Origin of the sequence: Crateriforma conspicua, assembly GCF_007752935.1 — a bacterium.
Classification (GTDB): Bacteria; Planctomycetota; Planctomycetia; order Pirellulales; family Pirellulaceae; genus Crateriforma; species Crateriforma conspicua.
The window spans coordinates 2,153,177-2,174,898 of sequence record NZ_CP036319.1 but is presented as its reverse complement, the minus strand read 5'-3'; the positions used below and the strand labels follow the sequence as shown (position 1 = coordinate 2,174,898).

Below are 21,722 nucleotides of genomic sequence, written 5' to 3'. Positions count from 1 at the left end.
ACTTGCATCTTGGTAGCCGGCCATGTCCCAGCCAATCCCAATCGACGTTCGATCGCACGTCGCGAACTACCGCGATCGTGGCTGGTACTGCGTGCCGCTCAAACCAAACTCCAAGTCACCATCGCGACGGGACTGGACATCGCTGCGTTTGCAGCCTGAGGTCTTTCCCGAAGGTTGCAATATTGGACTGATCCTCGGCGAGCCGTCCGGTTGGCTAGTCGACGTGGATCTCGATTGTCCCGAAGCGATCGAACTAGCCGATCAATATCTGCCGCCAACGCCAGCGGTTACCGGCCGGCCGTCCTCACCGCGCTCGCATCGTTGGTACGTCGCAACTGGTGCAACCACAGACAAACACACCGATCCGACCGACGGTTCGATGATCGTTGAGCTGCGATCCACTGGTGGTCAAACCGTGGTCGGCCCAAGCATCCATCCAGACGGCGAACCCTATGACGTGCTCGACGCCGATCCAGCAACCGTCCCCGCCCCCATGCTGGCCGCGTGCGTGAAAGCTCTCGCCGATGCCGTCATCATCAAACGGGGCGTTCCAGTTGCCAAGCCAATACCGGCCGCGCTTTCGGAACCAACCGCCGACGTTGAACAACGAGCCATCGCATACCTCACCGCCATGCCAGGTGCGGTCTCCGGCAGCAGCGGTCACTCGAAAACCTTCGCCGCCGCGACCGCATTGGTTCACGGCTTCGGCATTGCACCTAATCGCGCCCTCGCGATCTTGCAAAGCGAATACAACCCGCGGTGTTCGCCGCCGTGGTCCGATCGTGAGTTGCAGCACAAGATCAACCAAGCGGCAACCAAATCTCACGATCGTCCCTACGGCTGGTTGCGCGACGAACAATTGACATCGCCACCGGCGAATGACGTTGATCTGTCGGCTTTCACAAAGTCATCAAATATCATTGACGATGACGACGATGAACCGGATTCGAGTGACAAACCCAACATTCCCGACCCCGGAGTGCTGCCAGATCACTTACTCCGTATCCCCGGATTCATCGCCGAGGTCATGGACCATTGCCTCGACACGGCTCCGTATCCCAACCCTGTCATGGCGTTCTGCGGAGCGTTGTCGCTGCAAGCCACACTCGCCGGCCGCCGCGTACGTGATCCCGGCGACAACCGGACGAATCTGTATCTGCTCGGTTTGGCTCACTCGGCCGCTGGCAAGGATTGGCCGCGGAAGTTGAACGTCCGCATCCTGCAGCAAGTTGGCATGGCAAGCTGCGTCGGAGAACGATTCGCGTCCGGTGAAGGGATTCAAGACGGTTTGAACCTAACCCCGTCGATGCTGTTTCAGACCGACGAGATCGACGGACTGTTGCAATCGATCAACAAATCCAAGGACGCTCGCTTCGAGCAGATCATGTCGACGTTGCTGACGATGTACTCATCTGCCAACAGCGTCTATCCCATGCGTCGTAAAGCCGGCAAAGAAGACCCCGGCGTCATCAATCAACCGTCACTGGTCATCTTTGGCACGGCGATCCCGAACCACTATTACGAAGCGTTGTCCGAGCGGATGTTAACCAACGGATTATTCGCTCGAATGTTGATCTTCGAATGTGGCCGTCGCGGAAAGGGCCAAGAACCCAAGATCCGTGATGTCCCGGATTCGATCATCGAGACGGCCGCGTGGTGGGAGAATTTCCGCCCCGGTGCCGGCAATCTTGTTGATTGGAACCCCACGCCGGCAATCGTCCCTCATGACAAGGATGCCAAGCGGTTGCTCGCCGACGCTCGCGTCAGCGCCGAGGAACAGTACGACAAAGCCGAGGAAGCGAACGATCCGGTCGGAACGACGGTGTGGGGACGGGTGAGCGAACAGACCCGAAAGCTCGCCCTTCTCTACGCCGTTAGTCGCAACTGCCGTGATCCGGTCATCGATGCTGACGCTTGTCGCTGGGCCATCCGCGTGGTCGAGCATCAAACGCGGCGGATGCTGTTCATGGCCAGCGACCACGTTGCCCGTAACGACTTCGACGCGATGGCCAAGGAGGTCGTCCGGCTGCTGAAGAAGTGGAAAGAGAAACGCGGCGACAAACCAATGCCCGAATGGGAACTCGCCCGCAGATTGCCGTGGAAACCCAGCGAACAAAAGGAGGTGATCGAATTGCTGGGCACGCAGCGTTTGGTTGTTCGTGAGCAGCGACGGTCCAAGACCCGATGCGGCTTTGTCTACCGGCTGCTCGAAAACGGATGAATTGAATACCGCAGTTGCGGCAATCACTGCGAGGGCCAAAACATCAGTGCGGTAATCGAGTTCATCACCGAATGCCGCAAACCCGAAATTCGCCTGAAACCCAAGGAAATACGAACAATGAAATACATAAATAATAATACCTCAATACATCAGACACCCGCGCGTATGCCCGCCCGCACGCGAGGGCACGAGGGGGTTACTGATGAATTGCGTTATTGCGGTATTTTGAATCAGCCTGAACCGTCGTGCTGGGATTGCCGCTTCTTCGACACCTCGCCGCTGCTCGATCGCGATCAACCGCCCGAAGAGGAATGCCAACAGGGTGAGTGCCGACGTCTCCCACCGGTATGCGACCATGGCAACCGCGAGGCCTCGGTGAACTACGCGTTGTTCCCGATCGTGATCGCATGTGATTGGTGTGGCGAATTCCGTCCGCGGTTGGCGTCATTTGCGATCACCGACGCCAACGCCGAACTAGACGCGGCAGCCCACGAGGACGCGACAGACGCCGCCGTTGTGGCCGTTTGCGTCGATAGCGAACCACTGCCCGGCCAACCGCCAACCGACCGCGTTTAGGTACTTCCCGGCCGTGCAAACGCCGGTGGGGGCCGCGGGAACAGCGGCGTTATTAGGTACAGTTTGTTTTGCTTGTCCGAATGAGACTTTCGGTCGCGGTTGTCTGGCGTCCGCATGTCTTTCATGCGAACCTTACCGGCTTGAGTGGTGTCTGCCCGCAGGCACTATCGAGAACCAATAGCAAAGTTTTCAAATGATTCGTGACTTCAAAGCCAACGACAAAGCAGGCGTGATGGAGCTTTCTTCGGCGGTTGGCCTGTTCGAGGCGCGAGAGTTGTCGGAACTGGCAAATACCGTCGATCAACACTTTGCCGCTGGGGATGTATCTACCGACAAATGGTTCGTCGACGACGAGGACGGTATCGCTGGTGTTGCCTACGCGATGCCAGAGCGAATGACCGAAGGCACATGGAATCTGCTCTACATTGCCATTGATCCAGCCAAGCAGAGGTGTGGTCGCGGCGGTAAGTTGCTCAGCTTCGTCGAGCGAGCGTTAGCGAAGCAATCCGCACGCGTGTTGCTAGTGGAAACGGCCGGGCTCGACGACTTTGAATACGTTCGGTCGTTCTACAGATCCCATGGCTATCGCGAAGAAGCTCGTATCAGCGACTTCTACATCGACGGCATGGACAAAGTGGTTTATTGGAAACGGCTCGATTGAAGCCCGTTGGAAGTGATTGCAACCTGGGTCGCAGCATGGACATCACCGAAACGATCAAACCGGCCAACCGGAAGGAATGGCGAGGCTGGCTGCAGGAAAACCAAAAGACAAAGACCGAGATTTGGCTTTTACTCGACAAGCGACCCAATGTGCCAGCGGTCGAGTATCTCGACGCGGTCGAGGAAGCCATCTGTTTCGGTTGGATCGACGGCATCGCCAAGAAGCATTCCGAGTTCGAGAAGGCTCAACGTCTGACGCCGCGTCGCAAACGCAGCAACTGGACCGAGTTGAATAAGGAACGTGCTCGCCGGTTGATTCGTCTCGGTTTGATGACCGACGCCGGCCAAGCGACGTTGCCCGACCTGTCAATCAACTTCTGGGTCGCCGAAGACATCGTCGCCGCACTCAAGGCCAAACCCGACGCATGGGAACACTTCGAGTCGTTTCCGGATCTCTACAAACGCGTTCGCATCGGCTACGTCGAAGAGATGCGAAAGCAACCTGCCGAGTTCGACAAACGACTCCGCAACTTCATCACCAAGACCGCCGCCGGCAAGATGTTCGGCAACTGGAACGATGGGGGAAGGTTAGCTGACGAAGGTTGAGCGTGATGACCTTCGTCGTTTTGGGTTCAACCTATATCTTGTATGCATTCACCAAAATCGACCTGTAGCGTTGAACCCCTCATGCTGAAAATCATCCACGCCAATTTCGGTTGGCTTCATTCACCGCCACTTCCGCCAGCGTCCTGCCACGGATTGATCCTTCGACAAGCTGATCGGATTGTCCTCGTCGATTCGGGAATCGGAATGCTGGACATTGAGCAACCTGTCCCTCGCATTGGACGAGCAGCGATCGACGCGGCCGGTTTTCAGTTCATCCCCGAATGCACGGCACTTTGCCAAATCGAGAGCCTTGGACTTTCGCAAACCTCTGTCACCGACATCGTGTTGACTCACGGTGATCACGATCATGCAGGCGGTCTAGCCGACTTCCCCCAAGCAAAGGTGCATGTGTCGTCCGAGGAGTTAGCCGAGATTGAACGTGGTAGCCCTCGGTACAGTGCCGAGCAATTCTCGCATAGCCCGATGTGGGATAGCTACTCCGAAGCTGATGGGGATTGGTTCGGTCTACCGTCGAGGCGTCTCGAGTTAGCGATAGACGCCGCTGTCCACCTCATTTGGCTTCCGGGACACACGATCGGTCATTGCGGCGTAGCCGTCGAAACGTCCTCAACGAAGCTATTGTACGTTGGCGATGCCTACTATTTGCGTGAAGAACTGAACGATCGCAATCACCCAATCGGCGAACTCGCAACCATTCGCGCCGAAGACAATGTGGCCAGGCTGGAGTCACTCGATCGACTCAGGAAGTTCTCCAATGACCATTCACAGTCCGTTGAATTCTTCGGATACCACGACGTGACCGAGTTGCCCGCGAAAATCCCACGAATCGAGAGTTTCAAAGGAATATAGTTTCAGCCCGCTCGGACGACGCACCCAACCAACCCAACCATCTAACCAACCACCCAACGACCGACCCTTTTCCGCTTCTTACCTCTGGAAAAGGACTCTGCCATGCAGGTCGAAATGTGGTCGCTTGATCGAATCAAGCCGTACGAGAACAACCCACGTATTAACGATGATGCGGTCCGACCGGTCATCCAGTCCATCAACGAATTTGGCTTCCGGCAACCGATCGTCGTCGATCCCGATGGCGTCATCATCGTCGGGCACACGCGGTTCAAAGCCGCGCAAAAATTGAACCTTACCGAAGTCCCGGTTCACGTCGCCCGTGACCTCGAACCCGAAGCGGTCAAGGCGTACCGCATCGCAGACAACCGCACCGGCGAGAACGCGGAATGGGACTTTGACCTGCTGCCGATCGAACTCGGTGAACTGCAGCACGTTGGCTTTGACTGCGAGTTACTCGGTTTCGACAGCGATGAACTTGCCAAACTGCTCGATCCCGGCGTGAAGGAAGGGCAAACTGATCCCGACGACGTTCCCGAACCGCCCGACGAGGCGGTGACGCAGCGAGGCGACATCTGGATTCTCGGTGACCATCGATTGATGTGTGGCGACTCCACCAGCGTCGAAGACCTCGATACCCTGTTGGCGGGTGCGAAGATTCATCTTTGTAATACAGATCCCCCGTATAATGTTCGCGTTGAGCCTCGCAGCAAGAACGCGATCGCGGCCGGCAATAGCTCGTTCGAGGCTGGCAAGGGTAAGTCAAAAGAAGGCCCGAGAAAGATGCGGGCCAAGGACCGACCGCTGGAGAACGACTTCGTCTCCGACGAAGAGTTCGACCGTCTGTTGAAAGCATGGTTCAGCAACATCACTCGCGCGCTCGAACCGGGTCGGTCATTTTATATTTGGGGAGGCTTCTCCAACATCGCAAACTATCCACCGGTCCTCGCTGCCACCGGGCTGTATTTCTCGCAAGCCATCATCTGGGACAAACAGCACCCGGTGATGACTCGCAAGGATTTCATGGGAGCTCACGAATGGGCCTTCTACGGATGGAAAGAGGGCGCCGGCCACAAGTTCTTCGGCCCGAATAATGCGACCGATCTTTGGCACGTCAAGAAGATCCCACCACAAAAGCTCGAACACCTCACCGGAAAGCCCGCCGAGTTGGCGGTGATGGCGATGCAGTACTCGTCACGCAAAGGCGAGAACGTGCTCGATCTGTTCGGCGGCAGCGGTTCGACCTTGATTGGGGCGGAGCAAACCGGACGCAACGCCTTCTTGATGGAACTCGACCCACCGTATTGCGACGTCATCGTCGATCGCTACCAGCGTTTCACCGGCAAGGTCGCCGTGCTCGAACGGACCGGGGAGTCACCGATCCCCGTCGGCGTCCGCGAGGAAAACATGCGATGAGCGTAGTCAAGACAGCTTGCGAGTTGCCCACTGACCATCATCGAAGATGTACACATAGGCCGCGCCGCAATTCCTCGAATAGTCGAGCATCGCTTCCAACGTCGGCAACGTTGTTGACGGTACTTCGGTGTCGTAGTACTCCGGTTCGCCCAACTCCGAATCAAGACAGCGAATGTCGCCCCGCTGAACGAGCGTTTCCACCTCCTCGGCCGTCAGGTAGTTGGCTTCGAGCAGTTTTCCGGCGTGCTCAGGGTAGCCATCAAAATGCAAATAGACCGCCAAGTAGTCGCCGCTTGGCCGGCGGACTGCGATCGTGGCTCGTGTCGACATGGTTTCAAATCCTTATGGCTTGTCGGCCGCCGGCAGTTCAATTCGCTCGACGACATCCGGTGGAATGGAAAGCATCAGCGACCGGCCGCCCGTCCAATCAACATCAAGTTGCGTCCAATCGCGTTGTGGATAAACACCGACAACCGTTCCGATGGTGCCGGCGGGAATCGGGTCGGGGTCGTCGGTCATCGAAACCAGGCGGACCCGGTCGCCCGCCTTGAAGTTTGTGTTGCCGTTCATCAGTTACGGACTCCGTTGGTTTCATCGAGCAATGCGGCGACCTCCGATAGCTGGGCGTTGATCAAATTGACCGCCCGCACATTTGTCCAACGCAGGTCCTTGCAGTCCGGCCGCATCATGCGGTCGAGTTGCAGTTCGATGTGCCGCAACAAGTCGCGTGTGATCTGGTGACCGTTCTCGTAAGCCGGCGCCGGCTCGATCGATCGCGGGTTGGGGGTTTGAACCTTGTTCATTGTTGTTCTCCGTTTTCGTTGAGGAAGATTTCAGTGCCGTTTTCGAGTTCGACCTTGGTGGCACCGGCGCGTTTCGCATCGGCGACAATGGTATGGACTGGCAGTGGTTCGTCGACTTCGATTCGCCGGCCGTCGGCGAGGACAACCGTCGATCGCCAGCGTTGAGGTTTCAAGTTTTGCATTCGGGCTCTCTGTGTTTGGAGAAAGAAATGGCGTTCGCGTGAACACACATGAGCCATGCGCCGGCGCACACAGCAAGCGAACTTTGGAAAACACACGTAAAGATTCGCGATGTTTTTCACCAAAAAGAAGTCGCGGCCGACGTCGCCGCGTGTGGGGCCTCGACGACGTGTGGCCCGTTAACCGACCAACGACAAAACGCCCGACCGTGGCCAACGTCGGGCGTGTGCGGCGAAGTGTTCGCCATGCGGAGAAGTGTTTGCGGTTACAAGCCGCGCGGGACCAAAACGTACGAGCCTTCACCGGTCACCGGATAGGTTTCGCCGGCGGAAGTTCGCGCGAACAAGGTGTCTCCATCGCGAAACACACATTCGACCTCGGTATCCACCGTGCGGTTCTCCATTGTCCGCAAGTCATACGTCACACCTGGTTCTGGCAATGCTCGCTCGCCATCGGCCAAGTCCTCGACCTCTCGCAAATCGTAAAAAATGCTTTTGCATCGAATTATTCCTTCCCGCCTAGCTGCGAACCGTGAAGCGGCCGCGCTCGGTTTTAACGAATCGGCTCTCATTGCCTTTGCCAAGGTCCCGGAGGATCGCCGAGTACAGCGTCGCGTGCGGAGTCTTGCCGCCGGGGCTGGTCCAGTACCCAGCGTCCGTCATCGCCGCAATCATCTCCTGCGTGTTCAGCGGCTCCGAACTTTCTTCCAAGACCTTGATCGCCGCTTTCACGCAGGAAAGCTTTTTCTCGGTGGCCGGCGACTCGGACGTCTTCTTGGCAACGCGTTTCTTCACACGCTGGGTGGGTTCCCCATCCGACGCCGTGGTTCGCGCAGGACCTTGCAATCGGCCCGCCGTTTTGACACGGACCTTCTTGTTCGTCGAAAGGTTCGTCGCGTCCCAACCGCCAGAGGAGTTCTCCGCGTCGATCCGCACAACAACCTTCTTGTTCGTGACCTTGGCGTAGTACTCGCCGCCGATCTTTACGTCTGTCTTTTTCATCTTTGTCTCTCCGTTTGGAATCGTTCGTGGTTGGCTGCCATCGTCAGGCGGCGGGCACCAACCCGCCGCGACGCCAGGCTTCCTTGCCGGCGTTTCGGCTTTCGTTTAAACCACCCCGCCCAGGTTGCTCTTGCGGAATAGGTCGTACATTTGGGCGAAGATGTAGTGTTCGTCCAAAAGCGGACCAGCGTTGCCGCCTAGGTCGGCGTCCGCCTTCTCCAAAGCGTCGGCGAGCGGTTTGAGGTTGTCGGCGATGCGATAAAAGTCTTCGCGGATGCGTTGGTACGTGTCCGGGTCGAGTTTCAACATCTCGGTGCGAAGGTTGGCGATCGCAGTCTTTTGGGTTTCGTTCAGGGCCATGGTTTGGTCTCTTTGGGAAAGGGTTTGAAAAGCGTTTTGCCGTTCGGCGTTAACACACATGAGCCATGGTTTTGAAAACACCTCAAGCGAGTTCGGGAAGCTTTTCGCAGTCTTTTTCCATGTTTCTGGAATGCTGCGATAACTCGCGACGCACGGCGGAATTCAGTTGTCGAACTTCTTTCGGAGGTTCGTTAACAACCCGTCGACTTCGTCGTGCAGGTCGTCCAGTTCATCGAATGTTTCAACCAACCCGCGTTGCGATACCGCGTCGGCCAGCGGCATGTTGGCGACGGCTTCGCGGAGTTGTTCGATCAATAGCAACGCTGATGTTTGGGCGTATAAAACGTCTGCGGTTGAAGGACGGCTTTGGGTGGCAGTATCCATGGGTGTGTCTCCGGTCGGAAAGGAATGAAAAGCGTTTCGGTGACACACATGAGCCATGCGTTTGTGAACACATCAAGCGGAATCCGCCGGCGGTCGGCAATCATTTGAAAACTTTTCGAATGACCGTGACCGTGACCGTTGGCGTTCGCCGCGGCCGGCTACCTTCCGATGTCGTCGTGAAGTTGCGCGTTCAATTCCATCAACCCGTCATAGAAGCGTTGCAGCGCTGGGTAGACATGTTGGCTGTCTTCGGGCGCATAAATCCCTTCCGGTTCAAAGTAGTTGACGTAGTCGGTTAGTTCCGAAAGCATGTCGAGCGTTGCCGCCTTCAAGCAGCAGTTGGCCGCTTGGGTTTGTCGCGCCGCGTATCGCTTTCGCAAGACTTCGAGGCGGTCGGGTCGAGGGCGGCGGCCGTTGATTTCGTTGACAGTTCGCATGGTTGTGTTTCCGTTTTGGAAAGGGTCAAGAATTCGTTCCGTTGACACACATGAGCCATGCGTTCCAAGACACCTCAAGCGAGTTCCCGCAGCAATTTGCGGTGATGTTGAATGTTTCTCGATACCGCCGACGTGGACGACAAATGCAACGTGTGGCGTCAATCAAACATGTCGACAAACCATGCCCGAATGAGAAAACGCCGCGGCGTTGGCCGAACGTCGCGGCGTGTGGCCAAGACTGCCGTTGATGGTCAATCGCCATCGGACAAAACGAAGTGCTTCTTCAAATCTGCCAGTTGTTCGCAAAGATGATTGAGCGATCCGACATGGCCCCAATCAAGCGGATAATCGTCGCTACCCGGCGCCGGCAGATCCTCGATGGTCTGGTGCAAATCTTCGAGCAAGGTCAACGCTCGAATGTGTGCGGCAACGTAAGCGTCTTCGAGTTTGTCTCGGTGCGTCATGGGTTCATTCCTAGGTTGTTGGATAGAAAGGCCGGCGGCGTTCTTTCGCGCCGCCGGCGTGAAAGTTCGCGTTTAGCAATCGCGGCAGGTTTCCCAAGCCCGTTTGCTGCCGTAGCAAATCTGCCCGCCTTCAACGATGTAAACCATCGCGTCTTCGGCGACGTCTTGGTCGTCCGCGAATTCGTGCGGGTCGTCATGCTCCGCTTCGTTCATTTCCGCGCCACTGGTGACGCCGGCGATGCGGTTTTCAAAGGGCCAGTTTTGTTGCGTCATCAAACGCACTTCACAGTCTTCGCCGTGCTCGTCGCGGTACTCCTCGAGCAAGCCGATCAGTTCGCCAATGGTCATGTTTGTTTCTCCGTTGAGGTGAATGAAAAACCGCCTTCCGATGACACACATGAGCCATGGGTTTCCGAACACAGCAAGCGAAACCCGGCAGTAATTTGCAAGCTTGTTGCAGTTTTCTTGATGTCGCCGATGTCGCCCACAAACGCCGCGTGTCGCGTTCGTCTGGATCGTCGGCTGATACCTATGACCTACCGGAAGAATGCGACAGATCGCGAAACTCGCGGAAAGAATTTTGAAAAACGCCACGGCGAGAATCGTGGCGTGGTCGAGGTGGCAGGCTGCCGGCGGTCACACCGCCCGGTCGTACTTGCGGGCCATGGCGAGCAGCTTTTTCTTGACCGGCCGCCAATCGCAGGTTTGGTCGCCGGCGGTCAGTTCGCCGAATCGTTTGTTTCGCAGGTCGCCCTTGTACCAACCCTTCGTCCAGCCAAGCCGATAGAACAACCGGTTGAGTTCCGTTTCGCCTTCGCCGGCACCCGGTCGATCCCAGCAAGATTTGGTTCCGGGCTTTTTGGCGTAGTCCCAGCCCGAGCAGCGTTTGCTATTGATGGCCAGTTCGACCAAGCCCAAAACAATTTGCAGGTACCCCGCAATTTTGTCTTTGTTGAGGCTGCCGGCGAAGGCCCTGATCTCGATTCGGTTCCGGCCGCGGGCGAGGTGCGTGAGGTTCAGCAGGTGGTGGCGATCCGATTCGCATTGGCGTTTCGCGGCGTCCTTGTTGCCGTAGTCCTTGATCCGTTTCGCCCAGCGGTTTTGTTCGCGGCGTCGTGTTCCGGTTGAAGCGTAGATGGCCCGTTCGTGGTTGCCGATCAGCGAGATGAGTCGCGAGAGCGCCGCGGCGTCGTTGCCGAAGCTGACCGTTACGTGAATGCCGGTCGAATAGTTGACCCGGCCGCCGCGGGCCGCGATCGCGTCGACCGCGGTCATGACGCTTTGCAGCCCTTCGTATCCGCGGAGGACCGGCGATACGAATTCGCAACCCTTTCGGCCTCGCCCGAGCGTCATGATGCTCGAATCGCGTTCGGCTTTCCAACCCGCTGGCAACCAAGAAACCGGCAACCCGTTGTGGTAGCCGCCGATCGGCGTGGGGTCGTTTTCGGGCATGGTGGTTTCGAGTTCGATGCTATGCGGAGCTCCGCATAGTATCGATTATGCGGAGTTCGGGATTATGCAGAGTCTGAAGTCTGTCACGCTGTTTGGCATCATGAATAGCTACCTTTCTTGATCGGCGACTCGCCCTGCACTCCGCATAATCCCATGGTCGCGAATCTACAACGATTTCAGAAATTTCAGCAGTTCATCGTCCGGCTGAAATCGCATCGAGCTGTTCTTGACCGGCTGGAGAGCGGCGAGCGTCGCCTCTTTAAGTTCAAGGTTCGCTGTAATGTAGAGGTGCGTTGTTTCGATACTTTCGTGACCGAGCCACATTGCGATCAGCGTAATGTCGACGCCGGATTGAAGAAGATGCATGGCTGTCGTGTGACGTAACGTATGCGGCGAAATCCGCTTTTGCACGAGTGATGGACGGGCTGAAGTTGCTCGAATAATCGCCTGCTTCAGTCGCTTTTCCACCCCCGAGCGTGTCATCATCGCGCCTCGAGCGTTGGGAAACAGCGGTTGCGATGGTCGCAGCCCAGTTCCCTTGATCCACTGGCCAAGCGTCTTTGATGTTGATTTCCAAAGAGGTAACAGCCGCTCTTTTCGACCTTTGCCTTGAAACCGAAACGTTCCACTTGGTTTCAACGTCACATCCGACACTATGGCACTCACGACTTCGGAGACCCGTGCCCCCGTGTTGTACATCATTGCAAGCAGAGCTCGATCACGCTTTCCGCTCCAGGTGTTTGCGTCCGGCGCATCCAAGATAGCTTCCATTTCATCGCGGTCCAGAAAGCCGAGCACTTGCCGCGATGTCCGTTTTGATGGAATGGCGAGGATGCTCTCCATATCACTTGAGATAAGTGGTTCCTTCCAACGAAGGTACCTCGCGAAGGCACGAATTGCCGACAAGCGTTGGTTGCGAGTTGAGTCGCTGCATTTCTTAGTCCGCTGCAGGTGGCTGAGAAACGCCACAACATTCTCCGCGGAGAAATCGCTTGCGGTGATCGCTCGCGGCGCAAGGTTTTTCTTATGTTGAAGGTAAGTCAAGAAGGCGCACAGAGCATCGCGGTATGAATGTACCGTGTTGAGACTACAGCCACGGTCCTGCACTAAATGCTCACCGAGAAAATGCTGCAGATGACGTGGGATATCGGGTCCAGATTTTTTCATGACTCGCCTCCCAGTCTAGCGCGTTTGATCGACGATTCGCTCCGTTTAGAGCACTGCTGCATCAAGATCGGTACGGAACTGAGATACCAGTACGTTGAGGTCAGCGTTGCGTGCCCCAGATAGACCGACAACTCATGGACTGCGTCATCAATGTTGCAATCTTCTTGGTATGCTCTGAGAAGATGATTGCACGCGAAGGTGTGTCGCAGATCGTGCAAGCGAGGTTTACGTCCGTTTTCAGGATTCAGATTCGCTCGCTTCAGCAGTTGATCGAACGCGCATCGCATTGTTGTGTAAGGCAGGTGCCCACCGCGAGGTGATCGGATGAATGGGTCAGCTTGATCCGCATTGCCGAACTGTCGATCCCTCGCGATGCGATAGTTCAACAAGCTGATTCGCGCCGAGTCGGACACCGGAACGAGACGCATCGGCAGGTTTTTGCTGTGGCAAACCCTCAAGACCCCCTCATCGAGATCCACGTGCTCATTCTTCAGTGCCAACACTTCGCCGATTCGCATTCCGGTGCACGCCAAAAGCCCGATGACGGTGGCGTTTCTCAGACCCGTCATTGGATCACGTTTGAAAGACGGAGCGTACGTCAGGCACGTGCCCAACAACAGCGATATCTCTGCCGGGGCAAAGATGTATGGTGGGATACGATCATAACTTCTACCCAGCAGACCGCGCATCGGGATTTCGGTACGATCGTCAAAGACTGCGAGGTAGCGGGCCAGCGACCGGACGACATCCAATCGTTTCGCATGGTAAATTCGCTTCTTTCCTTTGCAATTGGTCGCCCACTGAAGCGCGACTTCGACCGTAAGTGGCCTCCCCGCAGCGTGATTGTCGGCGTACTGACCGAATGACCTCAACAAGTACGCCTCTGAGTGAATTCGATACCCCAGCGAGCGTCGGTAAGCAATGTATCGTTCGACGAGTGAAGACATCGCGAGTGTTTTCTTGCTCATACTGTCACCTCCGGCCACTCACCTGCTACACGACGAAGCGCTGGTAAATCGACCTGTGCATACAGGGTTGTCGTTTGCAAGGAATGGTGCCCAAGCACATCTGCGATTGACTTCAAGCTTTGTCCCTCATGCTTCAAACATGTCGCCATCGTGTGACGGAGAATGTGGGTGCCACGATTCGGTCCGGTAAACCCAGCTCGTTTCCATGCAACTGAAACCATCCGCTTCAGAGATGCTGCCGATGCAGGCTGACCAATTGGATGCGTGTGACGCAAGAACACATTGCGGTGCGGAGTTGCGGGGCGACCCTTTCGCAGATAATCGGCGATGGCAACACCTGTTCGATCCGGCAATGGTAAGTCATAAGGTCTGCCGCGCTTGTGGTTTGAAATCCGAATCGTCCCATGGGTCCAATCAATGTCATCCAATCGAAGCACAGCTACATCGCCGACCCGTACTCCTAAGTCCATCATGCAAAGAATCGCGGCATAATTTCGCCTACCAATCTTGGTGGATCGGTCAACCGCTTGTAGCAGCTTTGCAGCATCGCCATCACCCAGCCATTTCGGCGACAACGCCATTCGATTGCTGCGGACGACCGGTAAACACTGTTGTAAGTTGCTGGTGCAGATCCCATTCATGCGGAGAAATCGAAAGTAGGCTCGCAATGCCGCACAGCAATTCCGCTGCTGACTTCGATGCGGCAAGCCTGTCACATATTTGTGAACACTTTCGGCTGACAGTCGCTTCATCGAAATTTGGCAATTGCCAAACATGCTTCTAAAGAACAACAACAATCCTCGTTGGTGATGTTCGACCGTCCCGCGCGCTAAACCTCGCTCAGTTCGGAGGAACTCAGAGAAACGTTCAACCTCCTTCTCAGCAAAGCTGGATGAAAGTCTTGGCGGATGCTTCTTCCGGACCAACGAGAGAACGTTGTTGACAGCCGAAACCGCACGCTTTCTCCGCGGACTGTTTGCGTCCGGAGAGACTGAATCGAAAAACTGCACGACATGGTCGTCAGAGATTGAATCGATCTTAACTCTCTGACATTTTAGCCAGTCGCCAAATGCGGCGGAGTAACCCAATGATGCTCGTGCGTACTTGAAGAAGTAACCTTGGGCATGGAAGTACACGGCAGCCTCGTTGAGGAACGCCGACAGGTGATTGCTTTCCATCGCGGCAAGCCGCTTGGGATCGCGAAAATAGAAGCTCAACATAATTACCAACTCCACAAATCAGGGTGCGAGCAGATCAATGTGACCCGCGGGTTGGCAGATTGTTATGCGGACTCACAAACTTGAAAAATCAACGTTTTTCGGTGCATAACCGACCAACTCTGCATAATCCCGAACTCCGCATAATCGATACCGAAGGCGATGTCGTTGGCGTGCATGGCGTGTGTCTCCGAAGGGGTGAAGAATTTGTTTCGTTGACACACATGAGCCAGCGTTTTCGAGACACCTCAAGCGAAGTCCGGCAGTAATGTTCAAGGAATTCGCAGCCTTCTTTTCACCCGCACGCGCGGCCACTTTCGGCCCGACGTGGCCCGCCGATACATACGGCCACTGACCGCGAGCATGCATCCAAACGCGACAGTCGCCGGCGTGAGGCGACTTCGCATACACACCCAAGCATCGGAGACTCTGGTCGCCATGGAAGGCCCAAAAGACGAACTCAACCCGAACGCGATGACGGCCGAACAGACCGCCGCGTTGTTCACAAAACTTCGCCGGCGGAAGGTCGATGCGGCCGAAGTCCAAACGGATATCGACGCCGGTGCACCGACCGATGCCGAAGGCCTCTTGAACGTGTTGACCTACACCGCATGGATGCTGAAGGAGGCAGGCCGTGGCGATTGATCCAAGGAAACTTCGACCGAGCGAATGTTGTCGGCTGCTAAATTCAACGCCGCTTGGCGCCGTCATCAACGAGCGGCAATTACACCGGCATCGAATCGAAGCTGGCAATCGCATCGGAGACGGCCGGCATGTCGATCTGCTCCGCTACGCCGATTGGCTTCACGAAAAGCGTCATTCTCCGAAGCCCAAGGCGGACGATGATCCGTACGCGAAAGCGAAGGAGCGAGCGCGAGCCCGTAACGCCGCGATCGCTCAAGCCGGCCGTGATATTGGCGAATTACCTGCGGTCGAGAACCCGGAACGCAAAGCGAAAGCCGCCAGTTCGTTTCGCTTTTTTTGCGAAGCCTATTTCGGTTTGACGTTTCACCTTTCATGGTCTCCGGACCACTTGAAGGTCATCGCGAAGATCGAGGAAGCTGTGGTTCGCGGTGGTTTGTTCTCGCTGGCGATGGCTCGCGGCTCCGGCAAATCGTCCCTCGCCGAAGTCGCCTGCATCTGGGCAGTGCTCAACGGCTACCGCGACTTCGTTTGCTTGATCGGAAGTGACGAAGGGCACGCTTGCGACATGCTCGACTCGATCAAAACCGAACTCGATTGCAACGACGTGCTCGCCGCCGATTACCCCGAAGTCTGTTTCCCCATCCAAGCCCTGGACGGCATTGCCAACCGAGCCAACGGACAACTTCACGCTGGCAAACGCACGCAGATCGGCTGGACGGCGAAAGAGATCGTCCTGCCGTCCGTCGCAGGCAGCAAAGCCGGCGGCGCGATCATCAAAGTCGCCGGCCTGACCGGTCGCATCCGCGGCATGAAATTCAAACGGCCCGACGGAAAGACGGTCAGGCCATCACTTGTCGTCCTCGACGATCCGCAAACCGACGAATCCGCTCGTTCGCTTTCGCAATGTGCCAACCGCGAAGCCATCCTCGCCGGCGCGGTGCTCGGACTGGCCGGCCCGGGTAAGAAGATCTCTGGCATCATGCCTTGCACGGTCATCCGCCCCGGGGACATGGCCGACAACATCCTTAGCCGTGACCTCCACCCGGAATGGAACGGCGAACGCACTCGAATGGTGAATTCGTTTCCGACCAATGAGGAGTTGTGGCTTCGCTACGCCGAAATCCGCGCTGAAGGATTGCGTGCTGGCGATGGTGGCGCTGCTGGCACTGATTTCTATCGGCGGAACCGTGAAGCGATGGATGCCGGCGCGGACGTGTCGTGGGCCGAACGGTTCAACCACGATGAATTGTCGGCCATCCAACACGCGATGAATCTGAAGTTGCAGGACGAGTCCGCGTTCTTCGCCGAGTACCAAAACGAACCGCTCCCCGAAGAAACTGTCGGCGCCGACCAACTCACCGCCGAACAGGTCGCTGCCAAGATCAATAATCTGTCACGACAACGCGTCCCGATCTCGGGCAACCACCTCACCGCGTTCATCGACGTCCAGGGGAAGTTGCTCTTCTATGTGGTCGCCGCGTGGGACGACGACTTCACCGGCTATGTTGTGGACTACGGCACCTACCCAGACCAAAAACGCAACTACTTCACGCTCCGCGATGCTCGTCACATGCTGGCTGGTGCCGCCGAAGGTACCGGACTCGAAGGTAGCATCTACGCCGGCCTCGAAACGTTGACACAAGACTTGCTCGGGCAAGAATGGCAACGCGACGACGGCGCGGCGATGAAGATTGGCCGGTGTTTGATCGACGCCAACTGGGGGCATTCGACGAACGTGGTTTATCAGTTCTGCCGGCAAAGCCCCCATGCCTCCGTCCTATTACCCTCGCACGGCAGATTCGTCGGCGCCTCATCCAACCCCTTCAGCGAATACAAACGCCGGCCGGGTGACCGCGTGGGCTTGAATTGGCGAGTGCCGTCGATCAACGGCAAGCGAGCAATTCGGCACGTAATCTACGACACCAATTGGTGGAAGTCGTTCACGCATGCACGTCTCGCCGTTGCGATGGGCGATCGTGGTTGCCTTTCGATCTTCGGCGATCGACCGGACCAACATCGCATGTTCGCCGAACAGGTCACGGCCGAATACTTCGTACGGACCGAAGGTCGCGGCCGGACAGTGGACGAATGGAAAGCCAGACCAGAGCAGCCGGACAACCACTGGCTTGATTGTCTCGTCGGCTCTGCCGTTGCAGCATCGATGCAGGGCGCACTTCTTTTTGGCACAGATGTTCCCGCGCCGCCGAAAATCGAGCGAGTGAGTTTCAGGGATCTTCAACGAAAGAAAAGAAGCTAGTCACAATAAGCTGAAAGCGTCTCCGATCGATGGCTTCCGTATCCTCTTGCGACAGCGGTTTCGGAGCGGTGGTGTCTCTGTGCCAGCGACACCGATGCGATTTCGGCCGGAGGCTTCAAGCTAGCGGTCGATGCATCCGATGTTACAAAAAATGACCCCTTATAGGCTCACCACAAGCCCCTAATTCCGCACCCTCAGAATCCGAATCGGTATAACGGTCACGCCTCAAAAAGTAGCGTGCGAACCAAAACTTGGGTTCGTCTCGGTTTGGCATCAACTGGAGTAGTACATGTAGATCGGTAAACCAAGCAATACTAGCCATCCAAACGCCGCGATCAGAAACTCAGGCGAGGACTGATCGATCGTGCCTCCCTTCCCAACGTATCCAGTAAACTCGCTGAGGTCTTGCGCAAACCAAATGAGCCCGAGTGGCGGGACCAGCAAGGTCATCATTCCTGGGATAGCGAAGAAGCCTGCCATGAAGACCGAGATCGAGGTGTAGACGATTGCCAAGCACAGCGCTGCAATTTTACTCAGCGTGATTGCCATTTCGGTGCCTCGCTTAGAAACGACTGAAAACTCAAGTTGGCCAACCAACACACTGTGATCGCGCAACACATCAATGACTCGGAATACCTGCTCGAATTCACTCAGTTTGCTACTTGCTAAGCGATTTTTCCGCCTTTGTTTTGTCAGCTACTATTAACTGGGCAAGCAATTCCGTGTAAACGGGAGACAGGTCCCCGGCTTTGTGCTTTGCAATTAGCGATGCGGCCAGTCCACCAGCTTGGATTCCGACTTCGTTCAGAAAGGCCTCTGCCTCGGCGATTCTCTTCCCGGCGTTTTCGCTTTGCGCGCCTGATTGCAAGTCGGTTTCTTCGTCGATAGAAACCATCAAGAATCCAGGCACGTCTTCTCGAATCTGAGTGATCCCTTTCACTACCTGTTCACGAACAGCATCGATGCCGATGTCCGGCTGCTTCTCCTTCATCAATTCCATCGTCACATCTACCATTGCTTGTTTCAGCGTTTGGCTCTCCTTTAGTGAACCGTTCTTCGCTGCCGCTGTATCCGGCTTTGCCGGGGATTCAGCGGGATCCGTTAACGGTTGTCCTACATCGATTGGGGGCTCTGGCTTGCCGCAGCCCGCGAGGACTATCAGCAGCAACACAATCGTTGTGTAGCTTGGCATCCGCAGCATCTCGTATGTCTCCGTGGCTTACGATAATCGTGTTTCGATTTGAGTGGACACGGTTCGCCAACGCAACTGTTTCGGTTCGACCTTTCAGTGTTCCATTTCGTTCTCGTTGCAAGTTCAGATATTGGATCTCTATCTCGATACCTCGGCAGGCCTCCGCAGGTTAGACGACTTGGCCACGAACCCCTCTCGATCCGGTCCGGCATTTTGAAGAGGACTGCGTCGAACCGTTTCAGCGAACTCGCACGTGTCGATGCATCCACTCGCATGAACTTTGGCGGACTTCGAGCTTGCTAACGGATGGTTCACTAGCCTTGAAATCTTTGACGGCGCTGGCGCAGCGAGCGTGCGTTGGCACACCTTCTCGGGAGTGCTGGATCTCTACAAGCACGGCGTCAAGGATCGGGATCAGGCCGTCAGTTCTCGGGTCGTCTGCCAAATGCCCCGGCACGCGTTCGGAGTTCCTGCCATTCGCCCTCGTCGATTACGCCGTCCTCGTTGCTGTCGAGTTGGTCAAAACGCCGTTGCATGCGTTGGTTCGCAACTGTGATCCGCCACTAACCTGTGGGATGCCCCTCAGGCCCCTGACCAAGTAGCCGAGCGCCAATGTCAATTCCCTTGATTGCAGCAACGATTGGGAGTCCGAACAGCAAGAAAAGAACTGTTCCCTGCTGGATAAGCGGCGGCGCGGCTATCGACTGCAAAAAGCCTCCAATGATCGGAGTCAAAAGAATGGCGGACAGCGCGAACGCAGCACAAGAACAGCTGAAGGCTGTTCCGGCGACGATTGCGCATTCGGTCGCGGTTGATCGTTCGTCACTCATGTTCTATCTGCCTTTCAAAGCGAACAAGTACATTGGAAAATTCTCCTGTCTGAAAATTGGCTGGAAACAAGAGTCTACGGGGCGCTGAAAGTCGCAGGAAACACGAGCGTCTATCCGACAATGCGAAGTCCTGGAATGATAGAGTCAGATGAGTCGTCAACACCGTCGCATCGAGAGACAAGCCGGAGCTTGGAAATGCCTCAGTTTTGGTTGTCCGTACTTAGAGAATTATCTAGGATTGGGATGCGTAAAGCAATCTGACCTTCTTTCGCCCGCCGGCGGTCAGTTGTTCTCCTTCATTCTCGCTACAGGCTCCCAAGATTCTGATACGACGTTTCGCGCTAACTGCAGCGAAGCGATCGTGCGAAGTGCACGTCGCCGATGCAATCGCCGCTACCTAGGGAAACGCGTGACGCGTGCGACAATGACCGGCTCAACGCCCGCGCCATGACCTCTGACCTGGCCCGAGAGTTGGTTGTCCAGTTAAAATTGGTCGCGAGGTCAAAGCCTTAAACTGCCCTCTACTGGCTTGCTAGGGTTCATAAGAGCCCGCGTTGTAATGGTGGTCCCAAACGGTCACGACATCGTCGATGTCATCTACCCAGATGCCGGGAGGTACAACAAAAAATCGACTTGGGTCTTCAGGCAAGCCCGGCCTCGTTGTCCAGCCAGTAGTACCATCAGTATGTTTGATCTTCACTGGCTCGCCTGTCAACACAGTGAAGTTGTGCGTGCCCGTAAATCCTTCCTCTGGGTCAAAGTGAGTGTTCATTCTTGTGTATAGCTCGATTTTTCCATCAGTGCGATCGATACTGTTCGCCCAGTTTCGAAGGTCTTTGCGAACACCCATCCACCGGCTTCTCCATTGTGTCCAACGAACGCCCGTGAGAAGCAAAGCTACCGCAAGTACTCCCAGCAGCAGTGTTCGCGTAGAGTATCTCAATGGGGGCCTCGCTTTGGATAGTGTTGGAGATCGCGCGGTTGCCGAGAGTGATCATCCACTACGATAAGGGATCCGACAATTTGTTGTGCATCGCTTCGTCACCCAGCGCATGATCCAGAAGCTGAGCATAAAGATGCTAGCGGCTGTATTCGTATGCGTCGACTTCTTTGCAAGTCTTTGTATGCATCTCGGCAGGGTGTCTCTCGTCCCAACAAGTTTGTAGGAGAACCGCTGCCTCACGCGGAACTCGGAAGCCAGACGCTTGTCGATGTCGGACAACAGGTTTTCTGCGATGATGGTGGGTGTAACGTTCAACTAAATGCGAGATAAACAGACGTTGTGGCAAGGTTCGCGAGCGCCGACCGGGCTAGGAAAAATCTCAGTCTCCTAAGAGGCGGCCTCGACTACTTCTCTGCCTCGGGGGTTTGTCGCTGGTAACCGACCGCCTTGACGGGGCTTGCCGTCTGTTTCGTGCGAGGTAACCGTCGCTTGATAAAGCTGGGCATGTGCGAATCAAGTACGAGCAAATCATGCTCTGGATCCACTCCGCGAACAAAGCTGACTTCAGCACCGTTGAAGCTAACGCTTGGGTCACCGAACCACAGAAATCTGGCGCCCTGAATCTGAGTCACAAAACACATGGAGTCGACCGTGAACTTTTCTTCCTCTTTCCAACGACCCGCTGCAATGATCTGATGCCTGCCGCCCATCCGCTCCGAGAACGTGGATTCCACTCGCTGGATAATTTCCTTTCCGGCCACCGCGATTGCAGCATCTCGGGACACGAAGAACTCGATCTGCAGTTCTTTTCTTTCAACAGGTGCTTCTTGTGTGAACCCCAGAATTCGTGAGACTTCAGGATTGGCGTGCCAAGTTCCTAGCCACGGAGGATGGTCTTCCCAGGTCTCGTTGGCATGCGTTCTGCCACTGACCCAACAGACAAAGACGAGGAACATGATTGCGTGAGTGGTTCTCATCAAGATCTCCAAAGGACAGTTGACGTCGGGGTATGGCTCATTGCCGCGGGTTGCCGGGCGCTCCATCTTCGGACAATCAAATCTGAAGTCGCTTCACAG

The 21,722-nt window shown here is 56.0% G+C and carries 30 protein-coding genes and 1 other RNA gene; 9 read left to right on the top strand and 22 right to left on the bottom strand.

The window, feature by feature from the left end:
• Positions 1 to 22: 22 nt before the first annotated feature.
• From Mal65_RS08430 to Mal65_RS08405, 6 genes are all read left to right on the top strand, one after another.
• Complete coding sequence (locus tag Mal65_RS08430; protein ID WP_145295941.1) at positions 23 to 2,221, top strand: bifunctional DNA primase/polymerase; 2,199 nt, start codon at positions 23 to 25, stop codon at positions 2,219 to 2,221.
• Positions 2,222 to 2,338: 117 nt separating this feature from the next.
• Entirely contained in the window at positions 2,339 to 2,797 is a 459-nt protein-coding gene (locus Mal65_RS08425; protein WP_165701154.1) for a hypothetical protein, read from the top strand.
• A 193-nt stretch (positions 2,798 to 2,990) separates the two neighbouring features.
• On the top strand, positions 2,991 to 3,458 hold the full coding sequence (locus Mal65_RS08420) for a GNAT family N-acetyltransferase (protein ID WP_145295936.1): 468 nt from the start codon (positions 2,991 to 2,993) through the stop codon (positions 3,456 to 3,458).
• Positions 3,459 to 3,493: 35 nt separating this feature from the next.
• Positions 3,494 to 4,063 carry a YdeI/OmpD-associated family protein gene (locus Mal65_RS08415; RefSeq protein ID WP_145304783.1) on the top strand — a complete coding sequence of 190 codons (570 nt, stop codon included), beginning with the start codon at positions 3,494 to 3,496 and terminating at the stop codon, positions 4,061 to 4,063.
• A gap of 81 nt (positions 4,064 to 4,144) precedes the next feature.
• Positions 4,145 to 4,933 (top strand): MBL fold metallo-hydrolase, encoded by a 789-nt coding sequence (locus Mal65_RS08410; protein ID WP_145295934.1) that lies wholly within the window; start codon positions 4,145 to 4,147, stop codon positions 4,931 to 4,933.
• A gap of 102 nt (positions 4,934 to 5,035) precedes the next feature.
• Positions 5,036 to 6,346 (top strand): DNA modification methylase, encoded by a 1,311-nt coding sequence (locus Mal65_RS08405; protein ID WP_145295931.1) that lies wholly within the window; start codon positions 5,036 to 5,038, stop codon positions 6,344 to 6,346.
• 6 nt (positions 6,347 to 6,352) lie between these two features.
• Here the strand turns inward: Mal65_RS08405 and Mal65_RS08400 are convergent, their stop codons facing one another.
• From Mal65_RS08400 to Mal65_RS08325, 16 genes are all read right to left on the bottom strand, one after another.
• The gene (locus tag Mal65_RS08400; protein WP_145295926.1) at positions 6,353 to 6,676 is read right to left on the bottom strand and encodes a hypothetical protein; all 324 of its coding nucleotides are present in this window, start codon (positions 6,674 to 6,676) and stop codon (positions 6,353 to 6,355) included.
• Between the two features lie 12 nt (positions 6,677 to 6,688).
• The gene (locus tag Mal65_RS08395) at positions 6,689 to 6,916 is read right to left on the bottom strand and encodes a DUF4314 domain-containing protein (RefSeq protein ID WP_145295923.1); all 228 of its coding nucleotides are present in this window, start codon (positions 6,914 to 6,916) and stop codon (positions 6,689 to 6,691) included.
• Positions 6,916 to 7,149, bottom strand: a complete 234-nt coding sequence (locus Mal65_RS08390) for a hypothetical protein (RefSeq protein ID WP_145295920.1) — start codon at positions 7,147 to 7,149, stop codon at positions 6,916 to 6,918. Before Mal65_RS08390 ends, Mal65_RS08395 begins: the two co-directional genes overlap by 1 nt.
• Positions 7,146 to 7,331, bottom strand: coding sequence for a hypothetical protein (locus Mal65_RS08385; RefSeq protein WP_145295917.1), 186 nt, complete (start codon positions 7,329 to 7,331; stop codon positions 7,146 to 7,148). The genes Mal65_RS08390 and Mal65_RS08385 overlap by 4 nt, the downstream gene beginning before the upstream one ends.
• A gap of 263 nt (positions 7,332 to 7,594) precedes the next feature.
• Positions 7,595 to 7,807 (bottom strand): hypothetical protein, encoded by a 213-nt coding sequence (locus Mal65_RS08380; protein WP_145295914.1) that lies wholly within the window; start codon positions 7,805 to 7,807, stop codon positions 7,595 to 7,597.
• Between the two features lie 40 nt (positions 7,808 to 7,847).
• Complete coding sequence (locus Mal65_RS08375) at positions 7,848 to 8,330, bottom strand: winged helix-turn-helix domain-containing protein (protein ID WP_145295911.1); 483 nt, start codon at positions 8,328 to 8,330, stop codon at positions 7,848 to 7,850.
• Between the two features lie 28 nt (positions 8,331 to 8,358).
• Positions 8,359 to 8,430, bottom strand: an RNA gene (locus Mal65_RS08370) — hammerhead ribozyme type II.
• Positions 8,431 to 8,435: 5 nt separating this feature from the next.
• Positions 8,436 to 8,690 carry a hypothetical protein gene (locus Mal65_RS08365; RefSeq protein WP_145295908.1) on the bottom strand — a complete coding sequence of 85 codons (255 nt, stop codon included), beginning with the start codon at positions 8,688 to 8,690 and terminating at the stop codon, positions 8,436 to 8,438.
• A 162-nt stretch (positions 8,691 to 8,852) separates the two neighbouring features.
• Complete coding sequence (locus Mal65_RS08360; protein ID WP_145295905.1) at positions 8,853 to 9,074, bottom strand: hypothetical protein; 222 nt, start codon at positions 9,072 to 9,074, stop codon at positions 8,853 to 8,855.
• A gap of 158 nt (positions 9,075 to 9,232) precedes the next feature.
• Complete coding sequence (locus tag Mal65_RS08355) at positions 9,233 to 9,511, bottom strand: hypothetical protein (RefSeq protein ID WP_145295902.1); 279 nt, start codon at positions 9,509 to 9,511, stop codon at positions 9,233 to 9,235.
• Between the two features lie 251 nt (positions 9,512 to 9,762).
• Positions 9,763 to 9,975, bottom strand: coding sequence for a hypothetical protein (locus tag Mal65_RS08350; RefSeq protein ID WP_145295899.1), 213 nt, complete (start codon positions 9,973 to 9,975; stop codon positions 9,763 to 9,765).
• 72 nt (positions 9,976 to 10,047) lie between these two features.
• On the bottom strand, positions 10,048 to 10,323 hold the full coding sequence (locus Mal65_RS08345) for a hypothetical protein (RefSeq protein WP_145295897.1): 276 nt from the start codon (positions 10,321 to 10,323) through the stop codon (positions 10,048 to 10,050).
• Positions 10,324 to 10,611: 288 nt separating this feature from the next.
• Positions 10,612 to 11,427, bottom strand: a complete 816-nt coding sequence (locus Mal65_RS08340) for an amidoligase family protein (protein WP_145295892.1) — start codon at positions 11,425 to 11,427, stop codon at positions 10,612 to 10,614.
• A 165-nt stretch (positions 11,428 to 11,592) separates the two neighbouring features.
• Positions 11,593 to 12,594 carry a tyrosine-type recombinase/integrase gene (locus tag Mal65_RS08335; RefSeq protein ID WP_145295023.1) on the bottom strand — a complete coding sequence of 334 codons (1,002 nt, stop codon included), beginning with the start codon at positions 12,592 to 12,594 and terminating at the stop codon, positions 11,593 to 11,595.
• On the bottom strand, positions 12,591 to 13,541 hold the full coding sequence (locus Mal65_RS08330) for a tyrosine-type recombinase/integrase (RefSeq protein ID WP_197137846.1): 951 nt from the start codon (positions 13,539 to 13,541) through the stop codon (positions 12,591 to 12,593). Before Mal65_RS08330 ends, Mal65_RS08335 begins: the two co-directional genes overlap by 4 nt.
• A gap of 17 nt (positions 13,542 to 13,558) precedes the next feature.
• Positions 13,559 to 14,782, bottom strand: coding sequence for a site-specific integrase (locus Mal65_RS08325; protein WP_145295028.1), 1,224 nt, complete (start codon positions 14,780 to 14,782; stop codon positions 13,559 to 13,561).
• A 435-nt stretch (positions 14,783 to 15,217) separates the two neighbouring features.
• Here Mal65_RS08325 and Mal65_RS08320 point away from each other — a divergent pair, with 435 nt between their 5' ends.
• Complete coding sequence (locus Mal65_RS08320) at positions 15,218 to 15,424, top strand: hypothetical protein (RefSeq protein WP_165701153.1); 207 nt, start codon at positions 15,218 to 15,220, stop codon at positions 15,422 to 15,424.
• Between the two features lie 370 nt (positions 15,425 to 15,794).
• On the opposite strand, the gene Mal65_RS26400 is transcribed toward Mal65_RS08320, so the two are convergent.
• Positions 15,795 to 16,112, bottom strand: coding sequence for a hypothetical protein (locus Mal65_RS26400; RefSeq protein WP_165701152.1), 318 nt, complete (start codon positions 16,110 to 16,112; stop codon positions 15,795 to 15,797).
• A gap of 159 nt (positions 16,113 to 16,271) precedes the next feature.
• Positions 16,272 to 16,688, bottom strand: a complete 417-nt coding sequence (locus Mal65_RS26395) for a hypothetical protein (protein WP_231131323.1) — start codon at positions 16,686 to 16,688, stop codon at positions 16,272 to 16,274.
• A gap of 15 nt (positions 16,689 to 16,703) precedes the next feature.
• Between Mal65_RS26395 and Mal65_RS26390 the strand changes: the two genes are divergently transcribed.
• Entirely contained in the window at positions 16,704 to 17,681 is a 978-nt protein-coding gene (locus Mal65_RS26390) for a terminase gpA endonuclease subunit (protein ID WP_165701150.1), read from the top strand.
• Positions 17,682 to 17,954: 273 nt separating this feature from the next.
• Here Mal65_RS26390 and Mal65_RS08310 read toward each other — a convergent pair whose 3' ends face one another.
• Together Mal65_RS08310 and Mal65_RS08305 are read right to left on the bottom strand one after the other, a co-directional pair.
• Positions 17,955 to 18,230 carry a hypothetical protein gene (locus Mal65_RS08310; protein WP_145295883.1) on the bottom strand — a complete coding sequence of 92 codons (276 nt, stop codon included), beginning with the start codon at positions 18,228 to 18,230 and terminating at the stop codon, positions 17,955 to 17,957.
• A gap of 109 nt (positions 18,231 to 18,339) precedes the next feature.
• On the bottom strand, positions 18,340 to 18,882 hold the full coding sequence (locus Mal65_RS08305; RefSeq protein ID WP_145295880.1) for a hypothetical protein: 543 nt from the start codon (positions 18,880 to 18,882) through the stop codon (positions 18,340 to 18,342).
• Between the two features lie 603 nt (positions 18,883 to 19,485).
• Here Mal65_RS08305 and Mal65_RS08300 point away from each other — a divergent pair.
• The gene (locus Mal65_RS08300; protein WP_145295877.1) at positions 19,486 to 19,791 is read left to right on the top strand and encodes a hypothetical protein; all 306 of its coding nucleotides are present in this window, start codon (positions 19,486 to 19,488) and stop codon (positions 19,789 to 19,791) included.
• Between the two features lie 444 nt (positions 19,792 to 20,235).
• Here Mal65_RS08300 and Mal65_RS08295 read toward each other — a convergent pair whose 3' ends face one another.
• Positions 20,236 to 20,553, bottom strand: a complete 318-nt coding sequence (locus Mal65_RS08295; RefSeq protein WP_145295872.1) for a hypothetical protein — start codon at positions 20,551 to 20,553, stop codon at positions 20,236 to 20,238.
• A gap of 497 nt (positions 20,554 to 21,050) precedes the next feature.
• Positions 21,051 to 21,623 carry a hypothetical protein gene (locus Mal65_RS08290; protein WP_165701149.1) on the bottom strand — a complete coding sequence of 191 codons (573 nt, stop codon included), beginning with the start codon at positions 21,621 to 21,623 and terminating at the stop codon, positions 21,051 to 21,053.
• Positions 21,624 to 21,722 lie beyond the last annotated feature (99 nt).

Coding starts and splice junctions, on each gene's coding strand:
- Mal65_RS08430 (WP_145295941.1), top strand. CDS start 23: ATGTCCCAGCCAATCCCAATCGACGTTCGATCGCACGTCGCGAACTAC.
- Mal65_RS08425 (WP_165701154.1), top strand. CDS start 2,339: ATGAAATACATAAATAATAATACCTCAATACATCAGACACCCGCGCGT.
- Mal65_RS08420 (WP_145295936.1), top strand. CDS start 2,991: ATGATTCGTGACTTCAAAGCCAACGACAAAGCAGGCGTGATGGAGCTT.
- Mal65_RS08415 (WP_145304783.1), top strand. CDS start 3,494: ATGGACATCACCGAAACGATCAAACCGGCCAACCGGAAGGAATGGCGA.
- Mal65_RS08410 (WP_145295934.1), top strand. CDS start 4,145: ATGCTGAAAATCATCCACGCCAATTTCGGTTGGCTTCATTCACCGCCA.
- Mal65_RS08405 (WP_145295931.1), top strand. CDS start 5,036: ATGCAGGTCGAAATGTGGTCGCTTGATCGAATCAAGCCGTACGAGAAC.
- Mal65_RS08400 (WP_145295926.1), bottom strand. CDS start 6,676: ATGTCGACACGAGCCACGATCGCAGTCCGCCGGCCAAGCGGCGACTAC.
- Mal65_RS08395 (WP_145295923.1), bottom strand. CDS start 6,916: ATGAACGGCAACACAAACTTCAAGGCGGGCGACCGGGTCCGCCTGGTT.
- Mal65_RS08390 (WP_145295920.1), bottom strand. CDS start 7,149: ATGAACAAGGTTCAAACCCCCAACCCGCGATCGATCGAGCCGGCGCCG.
- Mal65_RS08385 (WP_145295917.1), bottom strand. CDS start 7,331: ATGCAAAACTTGAAACCTCAACGCTGGCGATCGACGGTTGTCCTCGCC.
- Mal65_RS08375 (WP_145295911.1), bottom strand. CDS start 8,330: ATGAAAAAGACAGACGTAAAGATCGGCGGCGAGTACTACGCCAAGGTC.
- Mal65_RS08365 (WP_145295908.1), bottom strand. CDS start 8,690: ATGGCCCTGAACGAAACCCAAAAGACTGCGATCGCCAACCTTCGCACC.
- Mal65_RS08360 (WP_145295905.1), bottom strand. CDS start 9,074: ATGGATACTGCCACCCAAAGCCGTCCTTCAACCGCAGACGTTTTATAC.
- Mal65_RS08355 (WP_145295902.1), bottom strand. CDS start 9,511: ATGCGAACTGTCAACGAAATCAACGGCCGCCGCCCTCGACCCGACCGC.
- Mal65_RS08350 (WP_145295899.1), bottom strand. CDS start 9,975: ATGACGCACCGAGACAAACTCGAAGACGCTTACGTTGCCGCACACATT.
- Mal65_RS08345 (WP_145295897.1), bottom strand. CDS start 10,323: ATGACCATTGGCGAACTGATCGGCTTGCTCGAGGAGTACCGCGACGAG.
- Mal65_RS08340 (WP_145295892.1), bottom strand. CDS start 11,427: ATGCCCGAAAACGACCCCACGCCGATCGGCGGCTACCACAACGGGTTG.
- Mal65_RS08335 (WP_145295023.1), bottom strand. CDS start 12,594: ATGAAAAAATCTGGACCCGATATCCCACGTCATCTGCAGCATTTTCTC.
- Mal65_RS08330 (WP_197137846.1), bottom strand. CDS start 13,541: ATGTCTTCACTCGTCGAACGATACATTGCTTACCGACGCTCGCTGGGG.
- Mal65_RS08325 (WP_145295028.1), bottom strand. CDS start 14,782: ATGTTGAGCTTCTATTTTCGCGATCCCAAGCGGCTTGCCGCGATGGAA.
- Mal65_RS08320 (WP_165701153.1), top strand. CDS start 15,218: ATGGAAGGCCCAAAAGACGAACTCAACCCGAACGCGATGACGGCCGAA.
- Mal65_RS08310 (WP_145295883.1), bottom strand. CDS start 18,230: ATGGCAATCACGCTGAGTAAAATTGCAGCGCTGTGCTTGGCAATCGTC.
- Mal65_RS08305 (WP_145295880.1), bottom strand. CDS start 18,882: ATGCTGCGGATGCCAAGCTACACAACGATTGTGTTGCTGCTGATAGTC.
- Mal65_RS08300 (WP_145295877.1), top strand. CDS start 19,486: ATGTCAATTCCCTTGATTGCAGCAACGATTGGGAGTCCGAACAGCAAG.
- Mal65_RS08295 (WP_145295872.1), bottom strand. CDS start 20,553: ATGGGTGTTCGCAAAGACCTTCGAAACTGGGCGAACAGTATCGATCGC.
- Mal65_RS08290 (WP_165701149.1), bottom strand. CDS start 21,623: ATGAGAACCACTCACGCAATCATGTTCCTCGTCTTTGTCTGTTGGGTC.